At 62.2% G+C, this 21,066-nt stretch carries 28 protein-coding genes; 10 read left to right on the top strand and 18 right to left on the bottom strand.

Features of this window, described 5'->3' with window-relative positions; genetic code table 11:
* Nucleotides 1-17 precede the first annotated feature (17 nt).
* Entirely contained in the window at nucleotides 18-665 is a 648-nt protein-coding gene (locus ACNOHI_RS06870; protein WP_420473929.1) for a DsbA family oxidoreductase, read from the bottom strand.
* 112 nt (nucleotides 666-777) lie between these two features.
* Here ACNOHI_RS06870 and ACNOHI_RS06865 point away from each other — a divergent pair, with 112 nt between their 5' ends.
* On the top strand, nucleotides 778-1,128 hold the full coding sequence (locus tag ACNOHI_RS06865; protein ID WP_420473928.1) for a HopJ type III effector protein: 351 nt from the start codon (nucleotides 778-780) through the stop codon (nucleotides 1,126-1,128).
* A 15-nt stretch (nucleotides 1,129-1,143) separates the two neighbouring features.
* On the opposite strand, the gene ACNOHI_RS06860 is transcribed toward ACNOHI_RS06865, so the two are convergent.
* Together ACNOHI_RS06860 and ACNOHI_RS06855 are read right to left on the bottom strand one after the other, a co-directional pair.
* Complete coding sequence (locus ACNOHI_RS06860) at nucleotides 1,144-1,425, bottom strand: DUF4242 domain-containing protein (RefSeq protein ID WP_420473927.1); 282 nt, start codon at nucleotides 1,423-1,425, stop codon at nucleotides 1,144-1,146.
* Nucleotides 1,426-1,530: 105 nt separating this feature from the next.
* A complete protein-coding gene (locus ACNOHI_RS06855; RefSeq protein WP_420473926.1) occupies nucleotides 1,531-1,836 on the bottom strand; it encodes a hypothetical protein in 306 nt (101 codons plus the stop codon).
* Nucleotides 1,837-1,910: 74 nt separating this feature from the next.
* Between ACNOHI_RS06855 and ACNOHI_RS06850 the strand changes: the two genes are divergently transcribed.
* The gene (locus ACNOHI_RS06850) at nucleotides 1,911-2,111 is read left to right on the top strand and encodes a hypothetical protein (protein WP_420473925.1); all 201 of its coding nucleotides are present in this window, start codon (nucleotides 1,911-1,913) and stop codon (nucleotides 2,109-2,111) included.
* A gap of 124 nt (nucleotides 2,112-2,235) precedes the next feature.
* Nucleotides 2,236-2,982 (top strand): dienelactone hydrolase family protein, encoded by a 747-nt coding sequence (locus ACNOHI_RS06845; protein ID WP_420473924.1) that lies wholly within the window; start codon nucleotides 2,236-2,238, stop codon nucleotides 2,980-2,982.
* A gap of 2 nt (nucleotides 2,983-2,984) precedes the next feature.
* Here the strand turns inward: ACNOHI_RS06845 and ACNOHI_RS06840 are convergent, their stop codons facing one another.
* The 3 genes from ACNOHI_RS06840 to ACNOHI_RS06830 all read right to left on the bottom strand — a co-directional run bounded on the left by ACNOHI_RS06840 (nucleotide 2,985) and on the right by ACNOHI_RS06830 (nucleotide 5,494).
* On the bottom strand, nucleotides 2,985-3,800 hold the full coding sequence (locus tag ACNOHI_RS06840; RefSeq protein WP_420473923.1) for an FRG domain-containing protein: 816 nt from the start codon (nucleotides 3,798-3,800) through the stop codon (nucleotides 2,985-2,987).
* A gap of 83 nt (nucleotides 3,801-3,883) precedes the next feature.
* Nucleotides 3,884-5,197 (bottom strand): cytochrome P450, encoded by a 1,314-nt coding sequence (locus ACNOHI_RS06835; protein WP_420473922.1) that lies wholly within the window; start codon nucleotides 5,195-5,197, stop codon nucleotides 3,884-3,886.
* 18 nt (nucleotides 5,198-5,215) lie between these two features.
* A complete protein-coding gene (locus ACNOHI_RS06830) occupies nucleotides 5,216-5,494 on the bottom strand; it encodes a hypothetical protein (protein ID WP_420473921.1) in 279 nt (92 codons plus the stop codon).
* Nucleotides 5,495-5,569: 75 nt separating this feature from the next.
* Between ACNOHI_RS06830 and ACNOHI_RS06825 the strand changes: the two genes are divergently transcribed.
* Nucleotides 5,570-6,040, top strand: coding sequence for a hypothetical protein (locus tag ACNOHI_RS06825; RefSeq protein WP_420473920.1), 471 nt, complete (start codon nucleotides 5,570-5,572; stop codon nucleotides 6,038-6,040).
* Between the two features lie 266 nt (nucleotides 6,041-6,306).
* On the opposite strand, the gene ACNOHI_RS06820 is transcribed toward ACNOHI_RS06825, so the two are convergent.
* Both ACNOHI_RS06820 and clsB read right to left on the bottom strand, forming a co-directional pair.
* Nucleotides 6,307-7,302 carry a lysylphosphatidylglycerol synthase domain-containing protein gene (locus ACNOHI_RS06820; RefSeq protein ID WP_420473919.1) on the bottom strand — a complete coding sequence of 332 codons (996 nt, stop codon included), beginning with the start codon at nucleotides 7,300-7,302 and terminating at the stop codon, nucleotides 6,307-6,309.
* On the bottom strand, nucleotides 7,299-8,528 hold the full coding sequence (clsB, locus tag ACNOHI_RS06815) for a cardiolipin synthase ClsB (RefSeq protein ID WP_420473918.1): 1,230 nt from the start codon (nucleotides 8,526-8,528) through the stop codon (nucleotides 7,299-7,301). Before clsB ends, ACNOHI_RS06820 begins: the two co-directional genes overlap by 4 nt.
* 192 nt (nucleotides 8,529-8,720) lie before the next feature.
* Here clsB and ACNOHI_RS06810 point away from each other — a divergent pair, with 192 nt between their 5' ends.
* Nucleotides 8,721-10,598, top strand: a complete 1,878-nt coding sequence (locus ACNOHI_RS06810; protein WP_420473917.1) for a glycosyltransferase family 2 protein — start codon at nucleotides 8,721-8,723, stop codon at nucleotides 10,596-10,598.
* 35 nt (nucleotides 10,599-10,633) lie between these two features.
* Here ACNOHI_RS06810 and ACNOHI_RS06805 read toward each other — a convergent pair whose 3' ends face one another.
* Together ACNOHI_RS06805 and ACNOHI_RS06800 are read right to left on the bottom strand one after the other, a co-directional pair.
* The gene (locus tag ACNOHI_RS06805) at nucleotides 10,634-10,981 is read right to left on the bottom strand and encodes a hypothetical protein (protein WP_420473916.1); all 348 of its coding nucleotides are present in this window, start codon (nucleotides 10,979-10,981) and stop codon (nucleotides 10,634-10,636) included.
* 194 nt (nucleotides 10,982-11,175) lie between these two features.
* Nucleotides 11,176-11,430: a hypothetical protein gene (locus ACNOHI_RS06800; protein ID WP_420473915.1), complete on the bottom strand. Its 255-nt coding sequence runs from the start codon at nucleotides 11,428-11,430 to the stop codon at nucleotides 11,176-11,178.
* A gap of 454 nt (nucleotides 11,431-11,884) precedes the next feature.
* On the opposite strand from ACNOHI_RS06800, the gene ACNOHI_RS06795 reads away from it, so the two are divergent.
* Both ACNOHI_RS06795 and ACNOHI_RS06790 read left to right on the top strand, forming a co-directional pair.
* Nucleotides 11,885-13,246: an esterase/lipase family protein gene (locus ACNOHI_RS06795; protein ID WP_420473914.1), complete on the top strand. Its 1,362-nt coding sequence runs from the start codon at nucleotides 11,885-11,887 to the stop codon at nucleotides 13,244-13,246.
* Nucleotides 13,247-13,271: 25 nt separating this feature from the next.
* Entirely contained in the window at nucleotides 13,272-13,805 is a 534-nt protein-coding gene (locus ACNOHI_RS06790) for a lipase secretion chaperone (RefSeq protein WP_420473913.1), read from the top strand.
* On the opposite strand, the gene ACNOHI_RS06785 is transcribed toward ACNOHI_RS06790, so the two are convergent.
* The 3 genes from ACNOHI_RS06785 to ACNOHI_RS06775 all read right to left on the bottom strand — a co-directional run bounded on the left by ACNOHI_RS06785 (nucleotide 13,799) and on the right by ACNOHI_RS06775 (nucleotide 15,631).
* Nucleotides 13,799-14,011, bottom strand: coding sequence for a hypothetical protein (locus tag ACNOHI_RS06785; RefSeq protein WP_420473912.1), 213 nt, complete (start codon nucleotides 14,009-14,011; stop codon nucleotides 13,799-13,801). The genes ACNOHI_RS06790 and ACNOHI_RS06785 overlap by 7 nt on opposite strands.
* Before the next feature lie 104 nt (nucleotides 14,012-14,115).
* Nucleotides 14,116-15,180 (bottom strand): HDOD domain-containing protein, encoded by a 1,065-nt coding sequence (locus tag ACNOHI_RS06780; protein ID WP_420473911.1) that lies wholly within the window; start codon nucleotides 15,178-15,180, stop codon nucleotides 14,116-14,118.
* An 85-nt stretch (nucleotides 15,181-15,265) separates the two neighbouring features.
* Nucleotides 15,266-15,631, bottom strand: coding sequence for a DUF2917 domain-containing protein (locus ACNOHI_RS06775; RefSeq protein WP_420473910.1), 366 nt, complete (start codon nucleotides 15,629-15,631; stop codon nucleotides 15,266-15,268).
* Nucleotides 15,632-15,816: 185 nt separating this feature from the next.
* Between ACNOHI_RS06775 and ACNOHI_RS06770 the strand changes: the two genes are divergently transcribed.
* Nucleotides 15,817-16,722, top strand: a complete 906-nt coding sequence (locus ACNOHI_RS06770; protein ID WP_420473909.1) for a LysR substrate-binding domain-containing protein — start codon at nucleotides 15,817-15,819, stop codon at nucleotides 16,720-16,722.
* 141 nt (nucleotides 16,723-16,863) lie between these two features.
* Here ACNOHI_RS06770 and ACNOHI_RS06765 read toward each other — a convergent pair whose 3' ends face one another.
* Nucleotides 16,864-17,415 carry a hypothetical protein gene (locus tag ACNOHI_RS06765; RefSeq protein WP_420473908.1) on the bottom strand — a complete coding sequence of 184 codons (552 nt, stop codon included), beginning with the start codon at nucleotides 17,413-17,415 and terminating at the stop codon, nucleotides 16,864-16,866.
* Nucleotides 17,416-17,637: 222 nt separating this feature from the next.
* Between ACNOHI_RS06765 and ACNOHI_RS06760 the strand changes: the two genes are divergently transcribed.
* Nucleotides 17,638-18,201: a hypothetical protein gene (locus tag ACNOHI_RS06760; RefSeq protein WP_420473907.1), complete on the top strand. Its 564-nt coding sequence runs from the start codon at nucleotides 17,638-17,640 to the stop codon at nucleotides 18,199-18,201.
* On the opposite strand, the gene ACNOHI_RS06755 is transcribed toward ACNOHI_RS06760, so the two are convergent.
* Together ACNOHI_RS06755 and ACNOHI_RS06750 are read right to left on the bottom strand one after the other, a co-directional pair.
* On the bottom strand, nucleotides 18,202-18,783 hold the full coding sequence (locus ACNOHI_RS06755) for a restriction endonuclease (protein WP_420473906.1): 582 nt from the start codon (nucleotides 18,781-18,783) through the stop codon (nucleotides 18,202-18,204).
* Nucleotides 18,780-19,322 (bottom strand): M15 family metallopeptidase, encoded by a 543-nt coding sequence (locus ACNOHI_RS06750; protein ID WP_420473905.1) that lies wholly within the window; start codon nucleotides 19,320-19,322, stop codon nucleotides 18,780-18,782. The genes ACNOHI_RS06755 and ACNOHI_RS06750 overlap by 4 nt, the downstream gene beginning before the upstream one ends.
* 188 nt (nucleotides 19,323-19,510) lie before the next feature.
* Here ACNOHI_RS06750 and ACNOHI_RS06745 point away from each other — a divergent pair, with 188 nt between their 5' ends.
* Complete coding sequence (locus ACNOHI_RS06745) at nucleotides 19,511-19,984, top strand: SRPBCC family protein (protein ID WP_420473904.1); 474 nt, start codon at nucleotides 19,511-19,513, stop codon at nucleotides 19,982-19,984.
* 4 nt (nucleotides 19,985-19,988) lie between these two features.
* Here the strand turns inward: ACNOHI_RS06745 and ACNOHI_RS06740 are convergent, their stop codons facing one another.
* Nucleotides 19,989-20,474 (bottom strand): AAC(3)-I family aminoglycoside N-acetyltransferase, encoded by a 486-nt coding sequence (locus ACNOHI_RS06740; protein WP_420473903.1) that lies wholly within the window; start codon nucleotides 20,472-20,474, stop codon nucleotides 19,989-19,991.
* A 21-nt stretch (nucleotides 20,475-20,495) separates the two neighbouring features.
* Nucleotides 20,496-21,020 (bottom strand): hypothetical protein, encoded by a 525-nt coding sequence (locus ACNOHI_RS06735; RefSeq protein WP_420473902.1) that lies wholly within the window; start codon nucleotides 21,018-21,020, stop codon nucleotides 20,496-20,498.
* Between the last annotated feature and the right edge of the window lie 46 nt (nucleotides 21,021-21,066).

Genomic DNA, 21,066 nt, shown 5'->3' with positions numbered 1-21,066 from the left:
GGCATCCTTGTCCATGTTCAGCCCTCCGCAAGCACTTGCCTGATTGCCTGCTCGAAGACGTCCACGGGCTGTCCGCCGGAGATCAGGTAGCGGTCGTTGAGGATGACGGCCGGCACTGAATGAATCCCCTGCTCGAGGAAGAAGTTTTCCTGCTCGCGCGTTTCCCCGACATAGGCATCCGAGCTCAGGATCTCCTTTGCACGCGCCGTGTCCAGGCCCACCTCGCCTGCCAGCCGCAGAAGAACATCGTGCGATCCCGGGTTCTCGCCATTCGTGAAATACGCCTTGAACAAGGCATGCTTGAGTTCACGCTGCCGCCCTTCTTCCGCCGCCCACAACAGCAGGCGATGGGCATCGAAGGTGTTGTAGATGCGGCCGCGCTTGTCCATGTTGAAGACGAAGCCGACGTCTTCGCCGCGTGCGCGGATCATGTCGCGCGTCTGCTGCGACTGCTCGGGCGTGGCGCCGTATTTCTCGGACAGGTGCGCGTTGATGTCCTGGCCTTCCGGCACCATCTGCGGATTCAGTTCAAAGGGCTGGAATGTGACGTCGGCAACCACATCATCGCCAATTCGCTCCAGCGCTCTTTCCAGTGCGTGCAATCCGATTGCGCACCAGGGACACGACACGTCAGAGACAAAGTCGATCTTCATCAGTTGCGCCATGACATCTCCCCTGTGACAAGAATGTCCACAGTGTACTCCCTTGGGCATCCGGCTGCCGGGAATCGCGATGCTTTATCATTGACGCCCCGATCAACTTCTACTGACCGCAGCAATGAACCTGGATGCATTCCTGAAGAAACTGAACGACAGTCCCGCAACGATCGCCTTCGATGACACCATGTCGGTCATCGGCGAGGAATACGATTTCACGCCGGCGGCATTCACCAACGGCGACGCGCGCAACGAGGCCGGCCAGAACTCCGGCTCCTGCAAGCTGTTTGCCTTTGCGATGCTCAACAAGCTGTCGAAGGAGCAGACGCTGGCCTGCTTCGGCGCCTACTATCGCGACGACGTGCTCAAGAATCCCCAGGGCACGGACCATCAGAACATCCGCAACTTCATGAAGCACGGGTGGGACGGCGTGAAGTTCGACAGCGTGCCGCTGACGGCCAAACGGGGCTGAGAACGGATGCGGGTGCTATGCCCGCATTTCGGACGTCGTCGGATCGATCACGCTGCGCACTGCCGAGATGCTGTTGGCAGGGAAGCCGCCCCGCTTGGCATGTTCCCGCACGAGGTCTTCCGAATCGGCGATGTAGACACAGTAGATCTTGTTGTCCGTCACATAGCTCTCCTGCCACTGGATGGACGGCCCCATATTGCGCAGGACGTCACAGGACTTGGCGGAAATGCTGCGCAATTCCTCCTCGGACAGCTTTCCGGCATCAGGGAGTTCTCGTTCGATCACGTATTTGGGCATGGCTGTCTCCTTGCTGGCAGGGACGGGCCCCAGCGTATCCCGTCACGAATCACCATAGGCCGCGCACAGGCGCGCCGCTTGAGCAAACGCAAGGAGCAAAGAGGCTTAGGCCCCGTGGTAATACGCTTCCTGGATCATCCAGAGGACCGTGCGCATGGCGTCGACGTGCATCATGTCTACTGGCCCCTCCGCTGGGCGGGCCGCGGCCGTCGGCGGCGCAATCATCATGCGGACAAAGCGCGCATCCAGGGCTGGATCGGCGTTCAGCAGCGCCAGTGCTTCTTCCTCGATGTCGAACATCAACGACCAGCTTAGCGCCCTGCCCGACGCGGCATGCCGCCGCACGATGCGCTTGATGACTTCCCGCAGGCGCGCTTCCACCGCATCCAGTTTGGCGATGTCCGTGTCCATGGCGATTCCCATTGATACTGTATTTTTGTACAGTATAATCAGAGTTCGGGGAATTCAAGGACAAAGGACAGGACATGAGGACTTCCAACGCACTGTCCCTGCTCAAGGACGGCGAGCTCTGCATCGTGACGACAAAATTCGGCGAGCGCGAAATGCGCTGGAGCGTCGCCAGCTGGTGCTTCTACTACACCAGTGCGGGCACGCCCATCGTCTGCCCGTTCGACGAGATCGAGGAGTGGCGGCCCGCAGTGCTCAACCAGACGAAGCCGTCGTGATGACGGCGGTGTTCGTTTTGGCATGACGCGTTTGACATCCATCAAAAGAGCTTCCATCCCCTCGCCGAGTTGACAAAGACACATTCCATCCGGGCGAAACCCTGCTAACGCTGAAGTGTCACGCGTGAATGACGGCAACGCGAAGGAGAACGTGATGGCATTGGCAATGCATACGGAACTTGTGCGGATACAGTGCGGGCCGGCGCTCGTGGAAGGAATGCTCGAAGTGCCCCCCGACCCGGTCGGCATTGTCCTGTTCGCGCATGGCAGCGGCAGCAGCCGCTTCAGCCCGCGCAACAATTACGTCGCCGCTGCGCTGCGTCAGTCCCACATCGGCACCTTGCTCATGGATCTGCTCACGCAAGCGGAAGACGACGACCAGCACGTACGCTTCGACATTGCATTGTTGACGCAGCGCCTTGGCGCCGCCGTCGACTGGCTTCAGCAATCGCCCGGCGTTTCCTCACTTCCGCTTGGCCTGTTCGGCGCCAGTACCGGCGCGGCCGCGGCATTGGAGGTCGCGGCGTCGCGACCGGACGACATCGCTGCCGTGGTGTCCCGCGGCGGTCGACCGGACTTGGCGGGAGAAGCTGTCCTGAAGAAAGTCCTGTCTCCGACCCTGCTGATCGTCGGCAGCCTCGACGTGGCGGTCATCGACCTGAACCAGGTTGCCTTTGCCGCGCTCGGCTGCGAAAAGCGGATTGAATTCATCCCCGATGCCGGACATCTGTTTGAAGAACCCGGCAAGCTCGCCAAGGTGGCTTCGCTGGCCTCGGGTTGGTTCATCCGTCACATGCATCCGCCGGAAGAGGAAGCACCTACGGGCCACATGAAGAAGCACGCGCCCACGAGCGAGAAACGCGCGGGATAAGTCTAGTAACCGCGCGGCAAGTGGATCGCCCGCAGTTCAGAGGTCAGTGCGGACAAGTCAGGGAACAACGAAGACTTTCTGATTCCCAGCAGCGTCAGCTCGTCGAACAGGACGGGAATGGCGACGCCCGGGATGACGAGCTTGCGCAGCCACCGGCCGGCGCCGTCCGTCAGGTCGATCGGCGTGCGGCTCGAATGGATGGTGAATGCCCCTTGCTGCAACTGGATGCGCGGATCGTGCTCGATGGCCATGGCCACGCCCACCGTGTTCAGTTCCTTGCGGTTCTTGAAGGCGGGCGTGATCAAGGGTTCGTACGAGGATGCATCGAGCGGAAAGATCAGCGGTTCGAATCCCTGCGATTCGTTGAGCTTGCGCGCATCCATTGTCCAGATGCAGGCATCGCGCCCTGCACCGCAGGATGGCGGTACGTAATCGGGATGCAGGGCAAAAAAGGCGGCGACCAGTGGCGAGTAGGTCCAGTCCAGCAGCCGTGTCGGCAAACCGTAATGTTGCATGAGTGCCAGCCAGCCCGGGTAGTCGTTGCTCAGCGGGCACGAGAAATACCGGCTTCGCGCGCGAACGCGGAACTCGTTCGTCAGGTAACGTTCCTGTTGCGGCGTGTAGCCACGATGGACGCTGGGCGACAGTACCCATCGCGTGTCCGCCTGCCCGCGGAACAGCCAGTGCTGCCCCTCGGCGCTCAGTGTCTTCACTTCGTGCGCCAGTTCGCCGATCGATCCGATTGCAATTTCCGTGATCGCCATCACCATTGCGCGTGCAAAGCGTTGAAAGGCGTCATGCTTTCCTTTCTGTCGCATTCCATGGACGCTCTTGCACGCGACATCCCACTTTTACAAGCTGCAGAGAAAATTTACGTGTCCGGCCACGATGCCTGCCCACTTCAGTGCATATGTGGTTCCCGACCACGCAGCACGCGTGATTCCTGATCGAATGCGCCTGTCCTTGTGACGTTGGCGATCACAAACCGGCTTTTGGGAATGGCAGGAATGCGCGCCATATCGATGCGCAAGTCCTGGTCCGGCACGTCGTAGTCCATGCCCGTCGCCAACAATCGTGCCGCCGTCATGGCCAGCGCTACAGTCAAGCGCTCGCCCGGGCAACGATGACCGGTGGCCGCCTCACCACCGCCCTGCGGAACGAAGCGGTAAGCATTGCGGTTCCAGTTGCGGAAGCGCTCGGGGCGGAAAACTTCCGGGTCGCCCCATATGCGCTGGTCGTGGTTGGTCCCGTAGAGGTAGAGCAGGACCCAGGTGCCGGCGGGAAAATGCGTGCCGCGCCAGTCGAATGCATGGCGCGCGCGGCCGCCCACGGAGGGAAAGAACGGATAGAAGCGCCGCACCTCCTGCACGAAACATTCGAGCCAGTCCGCACCATTGCCGCGGATCGTGTCACGGCATTCCGGAAAACGGTGCAAGGCGAGCGCGGAAAAAGTCATGTAGCGCGCCACCGCAACCGTGGGGCGCAGGAGATTGATGAGTTCGACCGCTGCGGACTGGCTGTCAAGCAAACTGCCGTCGGGCTCGCGATGCATTGCGATCATGTGCGCAGGGCTACCTTCGGGCACGCCGATGTGCTGTGCCCGGACGCCTTCAATGATGCTGCGCGCCCACTCTTCCGTGCGCACCCTCAGCAACAAACCTCTCCAGTTGCGCGGACCGATCGCGCCGGCGCCGTCGATCATGGCGGCAAATTCTCCGGCACGCTGCTCCACGGCGGCCGGCGTCAGCGGGACGCCGGCCCACTGACACACTGCGGCACACAGGAGCTGCTCGACTTCCGTGTGCAGCACCACCTGTTCCATGGCAGTCCATGCAGGGATACGCGCCTGCCAGGCATCTTCGAAGTTGGCCACCAGGTCGCGCACACGATCCTCGTCGACGAGCGACATGAGCATCCGCTTGCGATGCCGGTGGGCGTCACCGTCCAGCACCTGGGCGCTGCCGACGTCCTGCAGCAGCATCAGCGCGGTGGGCGGCAATGCCTGCTTGCGGGTAAAGCGGCCGGGATGGTAGAACATCTCGGCCGCGTCCTCTCCCATGGCGCAGGTGACACGGCTCAGCATCAGGCGCGTTTCGAACACGTCCGATCGCAGGCGTCTGCAGCGGTTGGAAATGAAGCCATATCCTTCCCGCAGCAGCGCGAGCGTGGCGTCGGGGCTGCTGTCGCGCGGGAACGGCTTGGGCGAGGGCTCCATCCCGCACCTGCCGGTCCGTTACGGCTGCTTCGGTACGTCGATGCGGGTGACACCGCCTCCCGCCACGGAGACAGGGTCGCTTGCCGGGAAGGTCAGCTCAACGGCATCGTCGAGCAATTCCTGCTCCTTCTCATCCGGATCGTCCGAGTGGACCTTGCGGGCGGTGACATCCTTGGACGCGGCATCCCGCGAGCTGACATCCTTTGGTGTCTGCGACACGGAGTTGTCGCCGTGCGAGGACGGTTCCTTCGGGTCCCGCTTTTCGTCCTCTTTGGAACTTCTCTTCAGGTTCGACATGACGTTTCTCCTTTGAATCATTACGGCATCGCGTGCCGTGCAAGTGCGATGCTTATCGCGCAGGAAAGTTCAGGGATGGATCAGCGCCCGATTCCGGTCGTCGGTCCGCCCATCCCCGGCCCGCTCGGTGACCCGCTCGAGCCGCTGCCCATCGAGCCGCTGCCGGGCGAAGTCGGGTTGGTACCGGGGCTCGTGCCGGAAGCGCCGCGGCCCTTGCCCCCGGCGCTGCTGCCCGATGTGGGTGGACAATCGCCCCTGGATGACTTGCTGCCGGCAGTTGCGCCAGTACAGTCGGATCCCTTGCTGGACGGTGCGCCGGCACTGGAATCGCCGGTCGATCCGCCGCTGCCGGATGCGGAAGGCGTGTTCGGCTCCACGGAACTGCCTGAACCCAGCGTCCCCGCGCTTGTTCCCGAGGTCGAGGGCGTCGCGGTTTGCGCGGATGCAATACCGGCCGTCAGCAGCAGCGAAGCGAGCAACATCAACTTCTTCATGGTTCCTCCTGAAAAATCCATCGAAAGGATTTTCTGCAAGGAGCATGCCTAGAGGGTGTTATGAACTAGGGAAGGGGGCGCGTTCGTTCGAGAAGGGATGCAGTGCTAGGCGCGGCGCGCCGCTCAGACTGGGCGTCTGAGCAAGCGTCGCAACAACGCAATGCGTCCCTTCTCGACCGAACCCGGAGGGCAGCCCCCGAATTTTCCATATGCGCCGGCCGCCTGCCGTGTTGCAGCTCCTTGCCGTGGAACCACCACGACGCGTCGCTGCGCCTTGCATTCGGCCGGTTCTCGGGGCTGCGCGCCCCCTTCCCTAGTTCATAACACCCTCCCAGCCCTTCTTGCCCGCACCTCGAGAGCAAGGTAGACCACGGTCGCCACCGCGAGCGGCAACAGGTAGTAAATGCCGCGATAGGCCAGCAGCGCCGCAAGCAGTTCGCTGCGCGGAACCTGGTGCGAGAGCAACACGACGAATACCGTTTCGAGCACCCCGAGTCCCGCCGGCACGTGCGTGATCACGCCCGCGACCGCCGCCACCAGCATGACCGCGAGCACCGTCGGGAACATGATCTTGTGTTCGAGCAGCGTGTACACCGTCGCGGCAATCAGCAGCCAGTTGAATGTCGACACGCCGAGCTGCAACAAGGCGAGCCGCAGCGAAGGCAATTCGATCTCGTGACCGCGCACCGTCCATGTCCTCCGTCTCGAGAAAGCACATAGCAGGAGCCAGGCGATCGCGGCCGCGAGCAGGGCCGCGCCGAGCACACGCAACCCGCCGACATCCAGCTTCCAGTCCGGTGGCGGCTCTGGCGGCGCCCAGAGGAATGCCAGTCCCGCGAGAAGCAAATAGCCCAGCCAATTCGTCAGCATGCTCATCGCGACCACGCGCGTCGTGGTCGCCGTGTCGAGGCCGAAGCGGGAATACAGCCGGTAGCGGAAGGCGACGCCGCCTACCAGCGCTCCCATGTTGAGGTTGAATGCATAGCTGACGAAATTGACGGTCATGACCTTCGGCACGGCAAGTCCATGTCGCGTGACGTACCTTCCGAAGAGATCGAAGCAGCTGTAGGTCGCATAGCTGGCGGCAGCGAATGCCATGGCAGCCAGCATGGTCCCGGCGGGCCGGCGGCGAATCGACGTCCAGACCTCATCCCATTCGACTTCCCGCGCCTGCGTATAGAGCAGGTAGCCGATTGCAGCGAAGAACAGCACCGTCAACACCCGCTTTGTCCATGGCCACCAGGCGTGACGCGTCACGCCCTTCCCTTTTTCACCGCGTCGCCCCGCGATCTCCGTATGCTGCTGCGCACTCATGGGAATGCCTGCTTGTCGACGGTGTCGGTCGCGGCGACCTCCGTCGGCAGTAATGGCGCCAGCCTTGGCGCATGCGCGGGCAAGCGTCCTGCCCAGTAGGGATAGCGGCGCAGGACATGGAACAGGAAAAAGCTCCGCAGCTTGCGCCATGTCGGTGATTCGGCCAGCTTGGACGCTTCCACCCGGTTGCAGCTATGGCGCATCAGCCGTTGCAGGCTGTCGCCGACAACACGCGCGAACGCGCGGTCGCGGATCATCACATTGGCTTCCAGGTTGAGCGAAAGGCTCAGCGGGTCAAGGTTGCTCGATCCCACAGTCGCCCATTCGTCATCCACCACGGCAATCTTCCCGTGCAGGGGGCGTTCGCAATATTCGTAGATCTGCACGCCGCCGTTCAGCAGGTGGTGGTACAGCATGGCGGCGGCCGTCTGCACGATCGGCATGTCGGGATTGCCCTGCAGGATGAGGGAGACTTCCACGCCGCGCCGCGCCGCCTTGCGCAGCTCGCGCAGGAAGGCATAGCCGGGAAAGAAATAGGCATTGGCGATCACGACGCGCTTGCGCGCGAGGCGGATGGCAAGGCGGTACTGGCGCTCGATATCGTTCTTGTGGTCCCGGTTGTCGCGCCACACGAACTGTGCGTCCGCGTCCCCGGCGGGCGGCAGCATTTCCACCGAAGGATGCGCGCGCCGCCAGGTGAACCAGCGCCTGCCGGTCCTGCCCTCGGCAATCGCCGACAGCATGAAGCTGCGGATATGCGCAACGATCGGGCCTTCCGCTTCGACGGCATAGTCCTGCTTGGCTTCCGGGCCGTAGTCGGCGAGATGGTCGGCGGAGTAATTGATGCCGCCGACGAAGGCGCGCTTGCCGTCCACGACGACCAGCTTGCGATGCATGCGCCTGAAATAATTGACGCGCGCAAACACGCGCGGCGCGGGATCGAACACATGCATGCGTACGCCGGCCGAGGTCAGCGAAGACACGAATTCCACCGACAGGTCGGGCGAGCCGAATGCATCCACGGTCACATCGACCTGGGCGCCGCGCCGCGCCGCCTCGAGCAGCGCCGCGTGCAATGCCTTGCCGACCTTGTCCTCATACAGGATGAAGGTTTCCAGCAGTACTTCGCGCTGTGCCCCCGCAATCGCTTCGAAGACACGCGGGTAGAACTGCTCGCCGTTCTCGAGTAGAGAAAATCTGTTTCCGCTAATCCATGGCTGGCTCACTCGGATTCCTTTAGTCAGGCAGTTGGCCGGATTCAATATCGCTTTAATGAATAGACAGGGAATCGCGCTGGATATTCCATTGAGCGGAATCAATTGCGCGCAGGGGATGCAGACGTGAAAGTGTCGCGTCAAATCAAGATTGGGATTGCCTTGTTTCCCTACGATCCAAGGATGACTTCAACAAGGATCGCCATGCCCCAAACCATGCTGCCGTCGGTCAGCGTGCTGATGCCGACGTTCGAACAGGCGTGTTTCATCGCCCGTGCGCTTGACAGCCTGCAGGCGCAGAGCCTGACCGACTGGGAGGCGATCATCGTCGACGACGGCTCGCGCGATGGGACGGCTGAAATCATCTCCGCCTACCTGAGCGATACGCGAATTCATTATTACCGCCTTGAAAACAACACGGGACTCGGACACGCCATCAACGAAGCGATGTCGCATGCGCGCGCCGCGCTATTGGCCTATCTGCCAGGCGACGATGTGTACTACCGCGACCACCTGTCGACTCTGAAGGCCTGCCTCGACGCGGACGAGCAGGCGGCACTCGCCTTTTCCGGCGTGCGTCACCACTACAACCGGCATGCGGACGGGCAGATTGCGGGCTATCCGCTGCAGCTCGTCCAATGCATGCACCGCAGGAATGCGCATCGCTGGGTCGAGCGCGACGCATTGGAGACGGACGACCTGGAGCGGCTTTACTGGTCGACATTGCGCGAGCAGGGAGCCTTCCTGCAAACAGGGGCAGTGACCTGCGAATGGGTCGACCATCCGCGTCAGCGGCACAAGATCATGCGCGAATCGTCGGGCGGCATCAATACCTTCCGGTCGCACTACCGCGTTGCGGTCCCGCTTCGCTTCCACAGCACGGTGGGGCATGCCATCGACGAAGTGGAACAGTACCGGGCGATGCGCGAGCGCCGCGCGACGCCACGCGCGCGAGGCGGGCTCAAGATCCTCCTCGTCGGCGAACTCGCCTACAACGCCGACCGCGTGCTTGCACTGGAGGAGCAGGGCCACAAGCTGTATGGCCTCTGGATGCGCGATCCCCACTGGTACAACACGGTGGGACCATTGCCCTTCGGCCATGTCGAGGACCTGCCGCGCGATCATTGGCGCGAAGCAATCCGCCGCGTCCGCCCCGACATCATCTACGGTCTGCTCAACTGGCAGGCCGTGCCTTTTGCCCACGACGTGATGGCGGCCACGCGCGGCATTCCCTTCGTCTGGCACTTCAAGGAAGGCCCCTTCATCTGCATGGAAAAAGGAAGCTGGCCGCAGCTGATCGACCTGCATCGGCAGGCGGAGGGGCAGATCTTTTGCAGTCCTGAAATGCGCGACTGGTTCGACACGATTGTGCCCGGCCTGTGCGCCGACAAGTTGACGCATGTGCTGGACGGCGACCTGCCGAAACGTGACTGGTTCGGCGCGTCACGCACACCGCTGCTGTCGGAAACGGATGGCGACATTCATACCGTCTCGCCGGGGCGGCCGATCGGATTGCATCCGGAAGTCGTGGCCGAGCTTGCCGCGCATCGCATCCACCTGCACTTCTATGGCGAGTATACGCAGGGGCAGTGGCTTGACTGGATCGAGACGACGAACAGACTGGCGCCGGGCTTCCTGCACTTGCATCCGAATGTGGACCAGTCTCGCTGGACGGAAGAATTTTCGCGTTACGACGCCGGCTGGCTGCATGCCTTCCGCAGCATGAACGGCGGCGAGATCCGCCGTGCGATCTGGGACGACCTCAATTATCCCGCGCGCCTGAGTACGCTGGCAGCGGCCGGGTTACCGATGATCCAGCCTGAGAACGAAGGGTCGATCGTGGCTGCGCAGGCGCTGGCGAGGAAACTGGGGACGGGCGTGTTCTACCGTTCGATCAGCGACCTGGCGGCAAGATTGAAGGATGCGGAAGAGATGCGGCGTGTGCGGGAACGGGTCTGGGAGCAGCGGCACCTGTTCACCTTTGACCACCATGTGCCGGCGCTGGTGGCGTTTTTTCGCGAAGTGATCGGGTCGGGATCGCGCAAGTCGCTTCGCGGCGGAAGCGCGGCACAGTCAAGCTGAAACGGCGAGGAGAGGCTTCCTCGCCGCAGAAAGGATCAGACGTAGGCGCCGACGCGCTGTACGGAACGTTTGACGGCCAACGTGCGTGCGCTGCCCTTCTGCTCGCGGCGCATCCGGATAGCAGTCGTCACCCAGCCAATGCCGTTGGCAACCATCAGCACGAAGGCGACACCGGCGACAGCGGCACAGGCGAACGCTTCAAGCATGACGAACTGGCGCGTGATGCCTTCAACCATGAAGCGCGGCTCGGTGGTCAGCGTCCACTGCAACAGGTACCAGGCGGCGCTGAAGAACGCCAGCAGAACCATCCCGATGCGGACGGCGACGGAATAACGCACCTGCCGATCAGGCAGGGAAAGGTCTTGTTCGGCTTTGTTGAACATGATGTTTCCTTGTGGATACGTCTTGCCGTTGTGCGGCGCGACATGGAATTCGATGCTTCATTATTGCCGCAGGGTTTTCCGGAATCCAATTTCCGTTGCCGATATCCAGTTATTCGCCTGATGAATAATGAGGAGCGGAGACATGACCGAAACGACAAGCACCACAAGGAAACAACGTAAGGCCTTTCAGGCACTCAGCGCGTCCAGTACCACTGCATGTAGCGGTCGTAAAAGAGGCTTTGCCGTGCGAGGTCGTCCCTGCGGCTGGTTTGCACGACGCAGCCGCGCCACGCCTCACTGCCACGCACATGGCCGCTCTTTTCGCATGGGGGACCGTATTCTTCCGACATCGCCAGGACGGGGTCGGCCTTGTAGGCCACTTGTTCCGGGGTGCCGCAGGCAGCCAGGCCGGCCGCAACGGCGAGCATTATGAAGGGGGTGCGCATCATGCTTCCTTTCATTCTTCTTGGAGGCAGGCAATCGGCGATCCCCCCTGTGTCTTTTCATCGCTTTGGCCTGCCGTGCGTGCTGCGATTTGAAGTGTAGAAGCCGCCCGGGTGAATGCAAGGAAGGCGGCCGGGATTGCTCATTGTCATGCGTGGCTTCCAAGGTCAACTTCTTGGCTTGCGATGTTAATGCAAGGACAGATCGTTCCCGGTCCGGCAGTGTCCATGTACGACACACTATATGAACCGGCGGCGCATCGACACGCCGGCCAATAAAACGACACTGCAGGAGACAACATGACCACCGCACGCCTCTTCCGCATGCGCCTTTAGGCGCGACACCGACTCTCCGGAGAAAGGGCGAGGCATCCCCCTCGCCTGCCACCACCCATCCGAACAAGGCCCAGCCATAGGGTCCGGACCACTCACGCCAATTCACGCAGACAAAGGAGACACCATGGCAATTTTCGGTACGGTTGTACGACGATTGGGAAGAGTGCTTGCACGCGCGACGCTTGCGCTTTCGGCACTGGCAGGAAGCGGCCACGCACTGGCGGCCAACAACGATCCGGTGATCCTGGTGCACGGGTTCCTCGGCTTCGGGCCGAACGAGATGCAGGGAACCGGCTTCAAATATTGGGGCGGTTTCAACGACATCGAAGCGCACATGAAGACGTACAACGGCACGCACAAGGTGATGACGGCCGTCGTGGGCCCGGTCAGCTCGAACTGGGACCGCGCCGTCGAGTTGTATTACCAGATCAAGGGCGGCTGCGTGGATTACGGCGCGGCGCGCACGGCGCAGTTCGCGGCATTCGGCAAGATTCAGAAACCCGCAGGCAAATGCTGGGCCGCCGATCCGAACAACAATCCGAACAACTATCCGCTGGCGCTGTACCCGGCTTGGGATGCGGCGCATCCGGTGCACTTCGTGGCGCACAGCCAGGGCGGCCAGACGGTGCGCACGCTGATCCAGTTGCTGGAGAATGGTTCACCAAACGGCAATGAAGGCGGCGGTGCGCTCTACACCGGCGGCAAGACCGGCTGGGTGAAGAGCGCCACGACCATCGCGACGCCGCACGACGGCACCACGCTGCGCAATGTCGTGCTCAACTACGTGCCGAATGTGGCCGAGTGGGCCGGCAAGATCGTGGAGGTCGCAGGGCTGGGCGGCAGCGGCAACCCCGTCTACAACTTCAAGCTGGAGCAATACGGCCTGGCGCAGGGACCGTCGGAGCGCTTCTCCGACTTCATCGAGCGCACGAAGGGCGCTCCCTTCTGGTCGATCGCCAACCAGGATTCCGCGCAATGGGACCTGAGCCCCGACGGCGCGAAGCAGCTCAACGGGTGGGTGAAGACCTCGCCCAACGTGTACTACTTCTCGGTCGGCAGCAAGGCAACAGAAACCGGCAGCTTCTGCTGCAACGGCACCGACCGCATCGTCGCGCCCTTCCAGAGCAGCAGCTACCAGTATGCGCGCGACGACATGATCTTCTTCCTCAAGCCGACCGCGGGTGAATGGGTGGTGCCCTCCATCCTCGTGCGCGGCATGGGTTCTTACACGCAGAGTGATCCGAGCCGCGTGCTGATCGACAGCCGCTGGTTCCCGAACGACGGCGTGGTCAACACGGTGAGCATGCGTTCCCCGGCAGGACAACCTGTGCGCAATCACACGACCGGCGCGCCGGTGCGCGGCACCTGGAACTATCTCGGTTACTATAACCAGTGGGATCATTTCGACGTGATCGGCTGGCTGCTGCCGGCGGCCACGATCTATCCGGTGTTTAACTACCTGTCGGGAATCATCTACGGACTTTGATGATTGATCGCACGGAGGGGAGACAATGCAGATTCGACAGCCCTTGCTCTGGCTTGGCGTAACGGCGGCCATTGGCTTTGCCATCTTCCTGCGTAATGGGGAGGATGAACCGGCACAGCAGGCGGCCTCTCCGGATCTGTTCTCCTTCGTGCGTGCCCTTCCCGCGGATGCCGGGAACCAGCCGGCGCGCGAATCAAGCCCGCCCGTTGTGACTGTCGAATTGCCCCAGCCTGAACCTGCCGCCGTGCAGGCCGGGAATGCCTTTCAGACCGAGGCAGCCGTGCGCAGGATGCGCGCGCAAGGTGCAAGCGAGGACGAGGTGTACCGGGCGCGCGCGGCGGCAATGGGCGCGGAAAGCGCAGCGACCCTTGCGCGCCTCGACCAGGAAGAAGCCCTCTGGCAACAGCGCGTCGCCACCTATTTGGCCCAGCGCCAGGCAAGCGCGGCAGACCCGGCCACGCTGCAGGCGCTAAGAGACCGATTGTTCACCGCTGAAGAACAGGGACGGCTGGCCGCTTACGAACCAGCCCCGGCGCCACTGACCGGCATGCCTCAGTGATTGGGAACGAGGCGAAACGAAGACCCTTCATCCGAGGTATCCGCCCTTCCCTCCCTTGCGGCTTCCTCCAGTGTGCGGACGATCAGTTCGGGATCGATGTCAGGGAGACGCTCCGACAGGTCGTCAATCGCCATCAACGCGCTCCTGTCCTGGTCCCATTGCTGGTACGTATCGGAAATTTTCTTCCACACCTGGCCTTGATTCATCGGCTACCTCCTTGGTTGATATCGACCAAGTGTGTCCACGAATCAGCAGAACAGTTCAGCGGCGTTGACAGCAACTAGACATCGATCAATGGTGGAATGAAATCTTACTGACGCGACATGGTGATTGCCGTCCAGTCGCGCTCCTCGTCTGCGGCAAGTCGTTGCAGGCAATCGATTTCCTTGTCGGTCAGGTCGTCGAGCACATGCGGGGCTGCCGTGTCGAAGCGGTTCTGGCGTGACAGCGTGTCGATCTTGGAAAGATGGTCGGCCATCATGAGCACGCGCCCCAGCGGCGAAAGATTGCGCCCGATGTTCTTGTCGTCCTGTTCGCCGATTGCGGTGACGACCGCGTCAGGGAAATGCCATTCGCGCGCGATATTTGCCGTCAGCGTACGCCCGTAAGCGGTGAGCGCATTGCAGAAGGTGGGCGTTCCGACCGGCTGGCGCCCGTCGGAAATCTTGTCGATGACGCGCAGCGATACCGTCAGGCCGACGTTGTGGATCAGGCCGACAAGAAAGGCTTCCAGTGGATCGACCGGCTCGTTGCGCGCGAGGGTCGCACAGGCCGCCGCGCAGCGTTCGGATTGCGCCCACAGACGGGGCGCCACCATGCGGGTAAAGCTGCCGGAGTTGAGGTTGATGATGGGTTTGAAGGCCACGCCGGTAATCAGCTGGCGCAGGCCGTTCTGGCCGAGGATGAGGATGGCGTGGTCGATGCTGGTGATCGGCGCGCCAGTATTGTAGGCGGCGCTGTTCACCAGGCGCAGGACTTCCGCCACAAGCACCACGTCATGCGAGATCGTGCGTGACAGCTCGGCGCCCGAGAACTCGCTGTTGCGCAGGCTTTGCAGCAGCTGCGGGATGACACCCGGCATGCGGCGCACCATGTGCGCCCCCGACTCCTCGGACTTCACCGTCGCATCAAGCGCGGCAAGGATGCCATCCTCGTTCTTGTTGGTGAAGACCTCCGGGTTCTCTTCCGACTGGAACAGCCAGCTGGCGAACACGAAGTCCACCTGGTCGCGCTGGGTGGACAAGGCACTGTGCGTGGCGATGTTCTGCACCTTGGGAGCCGGCGCGGGTGCCGGCGTTGCTTGTGCCGGCGCAGGCGCTGGGGCGGGTTTGGCTTGCGGTGCGGTGGAGAAGAGACGGAGCAACCAGTTGAACATGACGGTGGGGGGCGAGTGGACGAGCGCGTGTGAACGCGTACTTGCCGTGATTTAAGCACGGTATTGCCCTGCCGTCGATGTCTGCCTAGTCGAACTCCACGCGGAACGGCGACGCCCGCCCGCCTCCGAAAATGCGGCGCTTCGCCGTTTCCGCGACGCTGCGGATGCCGAACGTCGCGGGACAGCGCGCACCCGCCGTCGACAACACAATGTCCTGCACCGGCGTGTTCAGAACACGGCTTTGCCCTGCCCGGAGGACGATGTCTTCCAGTTCTCCAGGAAGCGTGATCCAGAGTTGGCCCGACAGGCAGGTCACCGCGACCGGGCCGCGTGCGTGAAGCGACGCGGCACGGTATGGCTCGAGCTTCATGACTACCGGTTCCGGCGCCGCTGCCCTCGCGGCAAAGCCTGACGTCAACCCGGTAAAGTCCATCCTCGCGGCGATGCTCATGTCAATTCTCCTCGTAGCGTTTCAACGAATGCCCCGGCGTTTTGCATGCACCCCCGTTGAGGTGCATACTTGATGCATGACTTTTTTTCATGCATCTTGTTCACCGGCGCTGCATGATTCACAGTCTATGTAATTACGCTTTCGCCTCAAGCGCTATTTCCGCATGACTCACATGAGAAAAACGCATGCAAAACGAACTGTTATCCCTGCCTCCGCTTGATGCATTGCGCGGTTTTGTCGCCGTGGCGCGGCGCATGAGCATCACACTCGCCGCGCAGGACCTTTGCCTGACCCAGTCCGCGGTCAGCAGGCAGGTCCAGGCACTCGAAGAACACCTCGGTACGCCCCTTTTCGTCCGCAAGCATCGCGCGATCGCCCTCACGGATGCCGGCAAGCGCCTGTTCGACCTCGCTTCTCCATGGCTGGGACGCCTTGCCGAATACGCCGATTCCCTGAAGGAAGAAGGCCGGGTGCGTCCGGTCACCATCACGGCCAGCATCGGCGTGACCTCGCTGTGGCTGCTTTCGCGCCTGGGCGCATTCCAGGCAACGCATCCCCATATCGACGTCCGCGTTGCCGCCAACAACCGCGTGGTGGACCTGGCGCAGGAAGATATTGACGTCGCGATCCGCTACTGCAAGGAGTCGCGTGCGCCGAGAGGGGCGATCCGCCTGTTCGGCGAAGCGGTGGTGCCGGTCGCCAGCAAGGCGGTGGCGGCAAAGGCGTTCAAGACGCCGGACGCGCTGCTCCAGCAAGTTTTGCTCGAACTGTCAGAGGGCGATGTGCCCTGGCTGCACTGGTCCGACTGGCTGAGCGCGAAGGGATTCGCACATGCCAAGCCGAAGGCCTACCTGCACTTCAACCAGTACGATCAGGTCGTCCAGGCTGCCATAGAAGGTCACGGCGTCGCGTTGGGAAGGGGGGCGCTGGTGCAGCCGATGCTGAACGATGGAAGGCTCGTCGCGCAGCGCAATGCGAAGATCGGCGTCGACGATCACGCTTATTGGCTGGTGCAGGCGACGGAGTCGCCGCGGGAGGAGGTGAAGGTGTTCAGTGAGTGGATCGTGCAGGAGGCGCGGACAACCGGGTAGATCGACGCCAACGCATTCTGCGCGCGGGCACCTTCGGCTCAACTTCGCGGGAACGACGGGGAAAATGAAATTGAAAAATTAAGCAGACGGCGCCCGCTGGAAAAATCCGCCATGACTCATCGACATCATCTGGATGATCGACTAGTAGGCATAGCGCACGGCCACGCCGCCGCCCCACTTCTGCGTGCCGTCAGTCGTGTACTCGCGCGAAAGGTAGGTCTGCGTCTTCCAGGAACGATCCACGCTGTGCTTGTAGCACGCGGTCAGTTCAGGGGTCTTCGCTCTGTTGCGGAAGGGTTTGTCGCTGCAGCCGAAATCGACGCCGGCGCTTTCCGGCTCGGGGAGCTTGAGCTCGGGGACATTGACGGGGGCCGCTGACACCTTGGCAGCGAGGCCGGGGCGGCTATGACCGTGTCGATCAAATGCGGGCGGCATGCCAAGCTGGCGTTTGTCCGCCAGCGCGCCATTGAGCTTGAAAACAGGATCCTGAAACAGGTTGTAGGTGACGATCCGGCGCGGCGCTTCCTTCTCGCTCTTCCGGGCCTTGTGCTGCGCTTTGCCGGTGTCGCGCATGTCGCGCTTCGATGCGGCAGCCTTTGCCGCACTGCCGGACTCGAGCGCGCGGCACGGCACCGCCGCGAGGGCAGCAGTCGATGCGACAACCAGGACAATGGCGGAGAGCGTACTCGGCATGGCGATTCAGTCACCGTGGGTTCGCGGTTCGGGCATCAAATGGAGACATGCCCGCTTCGATAATCCCATTATCGACATTTCCGAAAGGAAATGAAGTATTTCCTGCGAAAACAATGACTTGGAACAGGAATCTGTCGCGCTTTCGCCGCACGTTGCCGCCTTGCTCATTCTCATGGGCCCGTTCCCGCCTGCCTGCTAAGGTGTGCGAAAGGAGCGAAAGCCATGATCCCGTCCCGCCCATGCATTCTCGCCATTGCCCTGGCCCTGGCGCCGTCAGCCGTGCCGGCCGAGGAAATCCCCCGCCCCGAACCCATCGGCAAGCCCGCCACGAAAGTGCTCCGCCAGGTGACGCCCGACGGACGCGTCATCTACTCAGACAAACCGGTGAAAGGCGCAAAAGTCGACGAAACAATTACCGTCGATCCTCCGCCCAAGGGCAATCCCTCGGGGGCGGTATCCGGCAAGCCGCCGGAACCGCCGATGGGGACCATCCCGACGCCGGTCGATCGCGTCAGTGTCATTCCGCCGCCTGGCAAGCCGCGGTCAGCGGACGATGCCCAGGCCGACGTGATTCGCGCCGAAATGCTGCTGGAGGATGCGCGCAAGCGCATGGAAGCCGGCGCCGAACCCTTGCCGGGAGAACGTGTCGGCACCGCCTCGGGGGGCACGCGCCTGAGCGATGATTATCACGCCCGCCAGAAAAGGCTGGCCGAGGAAGTCGCGGTGGCGGAAAACGTGTTGAAGAAGTCGATCGCCGAACGCGACGCGCTGCGGGAAGGACGTTGATCAGCCCTTCGACCGCACCATGCCCCTGAGCAGTTCCGCCAGCGCCGTCTCGCGCAGCACCCGGATGCCCTGCTCGTCCGCATAGCGGCGTGCGTTTTCGCTCAGCGGGCCGACCGTGATGTACAACCTGTCATGCGCGCCGCAGGACTCGGCGGCGGACACCAGTTCACGCAGCGGCTCCATGCCGGTGTTCGCTGCTTTCCAGCGTTTGCCGCTGACGACCGCCTTGCGGCCATCCTTCGCAATCTCGAAGTCGGCGCCGCCGTTGCGGCGTTTGACCTCATAGCCGTCGCGACGATAAGCCGCTTCAAGCGCATCGGCGAAATCCCGCCATGACATCGCCGACACCGACTCGAGCGTGTGTGCAACCAGCGCCGCGCCGGGTGCGCGCCATTGCCTCACGGCCGCGATGATGCCGATGACGAAGAACGGGAAACCGGCGGAGACGCCGTACGCGGCATAGGCGCGCGGGAACAGCATGCTCGCCGCCAGCGACACGACGCATGCAATCAGGATGCTGATCCACCACGGCTTGCGCAGCAGGATCGCGAACAGGGAGTTTTCCGACATTTTCAGCTTCATGCCTGTGCTCCCGGCTGATAGAACCAGTGCCACGGTTCGTAGATGAACCCGAGCGCATTCCCGCGCGGGTAGGACAGCGCGAATCCGAAGCGGGACGCATGGGCGGTCAGCCAGCGGAAGGCGTCCGTATGTTCGAACGGCTCTTCCCTTTCCTCGCAGCCGGGCGTGTTGATATCCACGGCACGGCCGGTATGGTGCTCGCTGTAGCCGGGCGGCGCACTTAGCGTCAGGATTGCTTCCATGTCCATGCCGCGCGCCTGTTTGTCGCGGATGATCTGCGCCTGCTCTTCGAGGTCGCGAAAGGCGGAGACGATTTCGAGAACGATGCCGTCCTTGTACGCTTCCGCCTTCATTGCCTGCCATGCCTCGGCGGCCGCCGGGATCATGAAATGCTGGCGTCCGTTGGAAGCGGTTTCGGCGAGCGCGAGTGCACGCGCATCGGGATGGTAGGGCAAGGCCTTGCGCGCGAGCAGCGCATCGGAGATGCCGAGCGACGCAAGCAGCAGCGCGAGGTTGTTGTCTTTTTCGTGAGGAAGCATGGGTAAGACGGAAAAGAAGAGTGCACGGCGATTATAGCGGCGGGGCCTGCGTGCGCAGGTGAATATTCGTACTCGCCATAAACCTTGCCGGCCCAACCGGAATTTTCTGCATGCGAAATGTCTAATTGATCACCCGCGGCCTTGACAGCCTTTCATCAATCCGTGACAGAAATTGGCAGGAGGAAAACATGTCCACCGTCGAAAAATCGATCGAAGTGAATGTTCCTGTTTCCACCGCGTACAACCAGTGGACCCAGTTCGAAGACTTCCCGAAATTCATGGAAGGCATCGAAGAAGTCCGGCAACTCGACGACACGCACCTGCATTGGTGCGCCAACGTCGCCGGCAAGCGCAAGGAATGGCAGGCGGAAATCACCGAGCAGATCCCCGACCAGCGCATTGCCTGGCGCAGCACGACCGGCGCGCTCAACGCGGGCGTCGTGACCTTCGACGCCATCGACGCCAATACGACGCGCGTCATGGTGCGGATGGACTATGACCCGGAAGGCGTGACCGAGAACGTGGGCGATGCCATCGGCGTGTTCTCGCATCGTGTGGAAGGCGACCTGGAGCGGTTCAAGGAATTCCTCGAATCGCGGGGACAGGCAACCGGCGCATGGCGCGGGAACGTACAGCAGGGTCAGCCGCGCCCCGGAATCTGATCACCTACCCCGCCCCGCCCTCGTCCGGGGGAACGGCGATGTCGAAGTGCAGGACGTCTTCGCGGACACCAAGCCTGGTGTACAACGCAATGGCAGGTTCGTCACCGAAGTCCGCCTGAACGAAAATGACGTATGCGCCGCGAGCCCGGGCGATCTGCTTCAGTTCCTGGATCAACGCCGTCGCGATCCCCTCGCGGCGGTGCCCATCTGCGACTGCGAGGTCGTAAATGTAGATTTCGCTGCGCTCCTGTTCGAACTTGCGTAACTCGTACGCAGCGAGTCCTCCTTCGACGATGCCGTTCTTGAGTGCGACGAGTCCGATGAAATAATCGCTGCCAAGCAGGCGTTCAAAGTAGGCCTTGCCCGGTCTGGCTTTGCCGTACGTTTCGACGTCGGCGAACGCCTCGCCGAACATTGTCAGCATTCCCTCCATCAAATGGGCATCTGTCGATGAAAGCTGATGGATGATGAATGGCGCAGGAACTGACATCGATCCCCCTGGATCCGGGTATTACGAACATGCCGCCAGCGAAGCGAGCCGGGACCGGGCCGCTCGCAACAGGGCCCTTGAATAAAGCTGGTGAAATCCATGGAGCGCATGGAAGGCAAAACCAAACCGTGCCTTTCCATTCAATGGCCGGGACTTCGGCCTCACGGCTGAACCAAAGAAAAGGCGGGTCGTGCCGGGGCCGCCCGCACCAGGGAACACCATGAGCCATGATCTCGTGCGCCCGAAGACGTCGCACAACATCAACTGGTTTTCCGTCCTGCCTTCGACGCGCCAGATGGCGAAACGCGAAGACTGGCCGAATGCGAGCTCCCGCGCGCCTTCATCCGTGGAAGGCGCGCGCACGACAAGTGCAAGGATAACCCTCTCGACCTTGAACAGCGGGGTTGTGTAGAACGCCGCCGCATACTCGGCCAAGGAAATGGTGTGGGGAACATCCATGCAGAAGCAATCCGTATAGGACCCGTCGTACGCATAGCGCATGAGGAGCGCATCATTGGGAAGCAGACATGGAAAGATGGTGGGCATGATTTGCGTATCTGTTCAATATTGCCGCGCAGGGTCAGGATAGGAA

Origin of the sequence: Noviherbaspirillum sp. ST9 (genome assembly GCF_048799745.1) — a bacterium.
In the GTDB taxonomy this organism is placed as follows: domain Bacteria; phylum Pseudomonadota; class Gammaproteobacteria; order Burkholderiales; family Burkholderiaceae_D; genus Noviherbaspirillum.
Note: the sequence above shows the minus strand (reverse complement) of the source record. Positions and strands in the feature narration are given on the sequence as shown.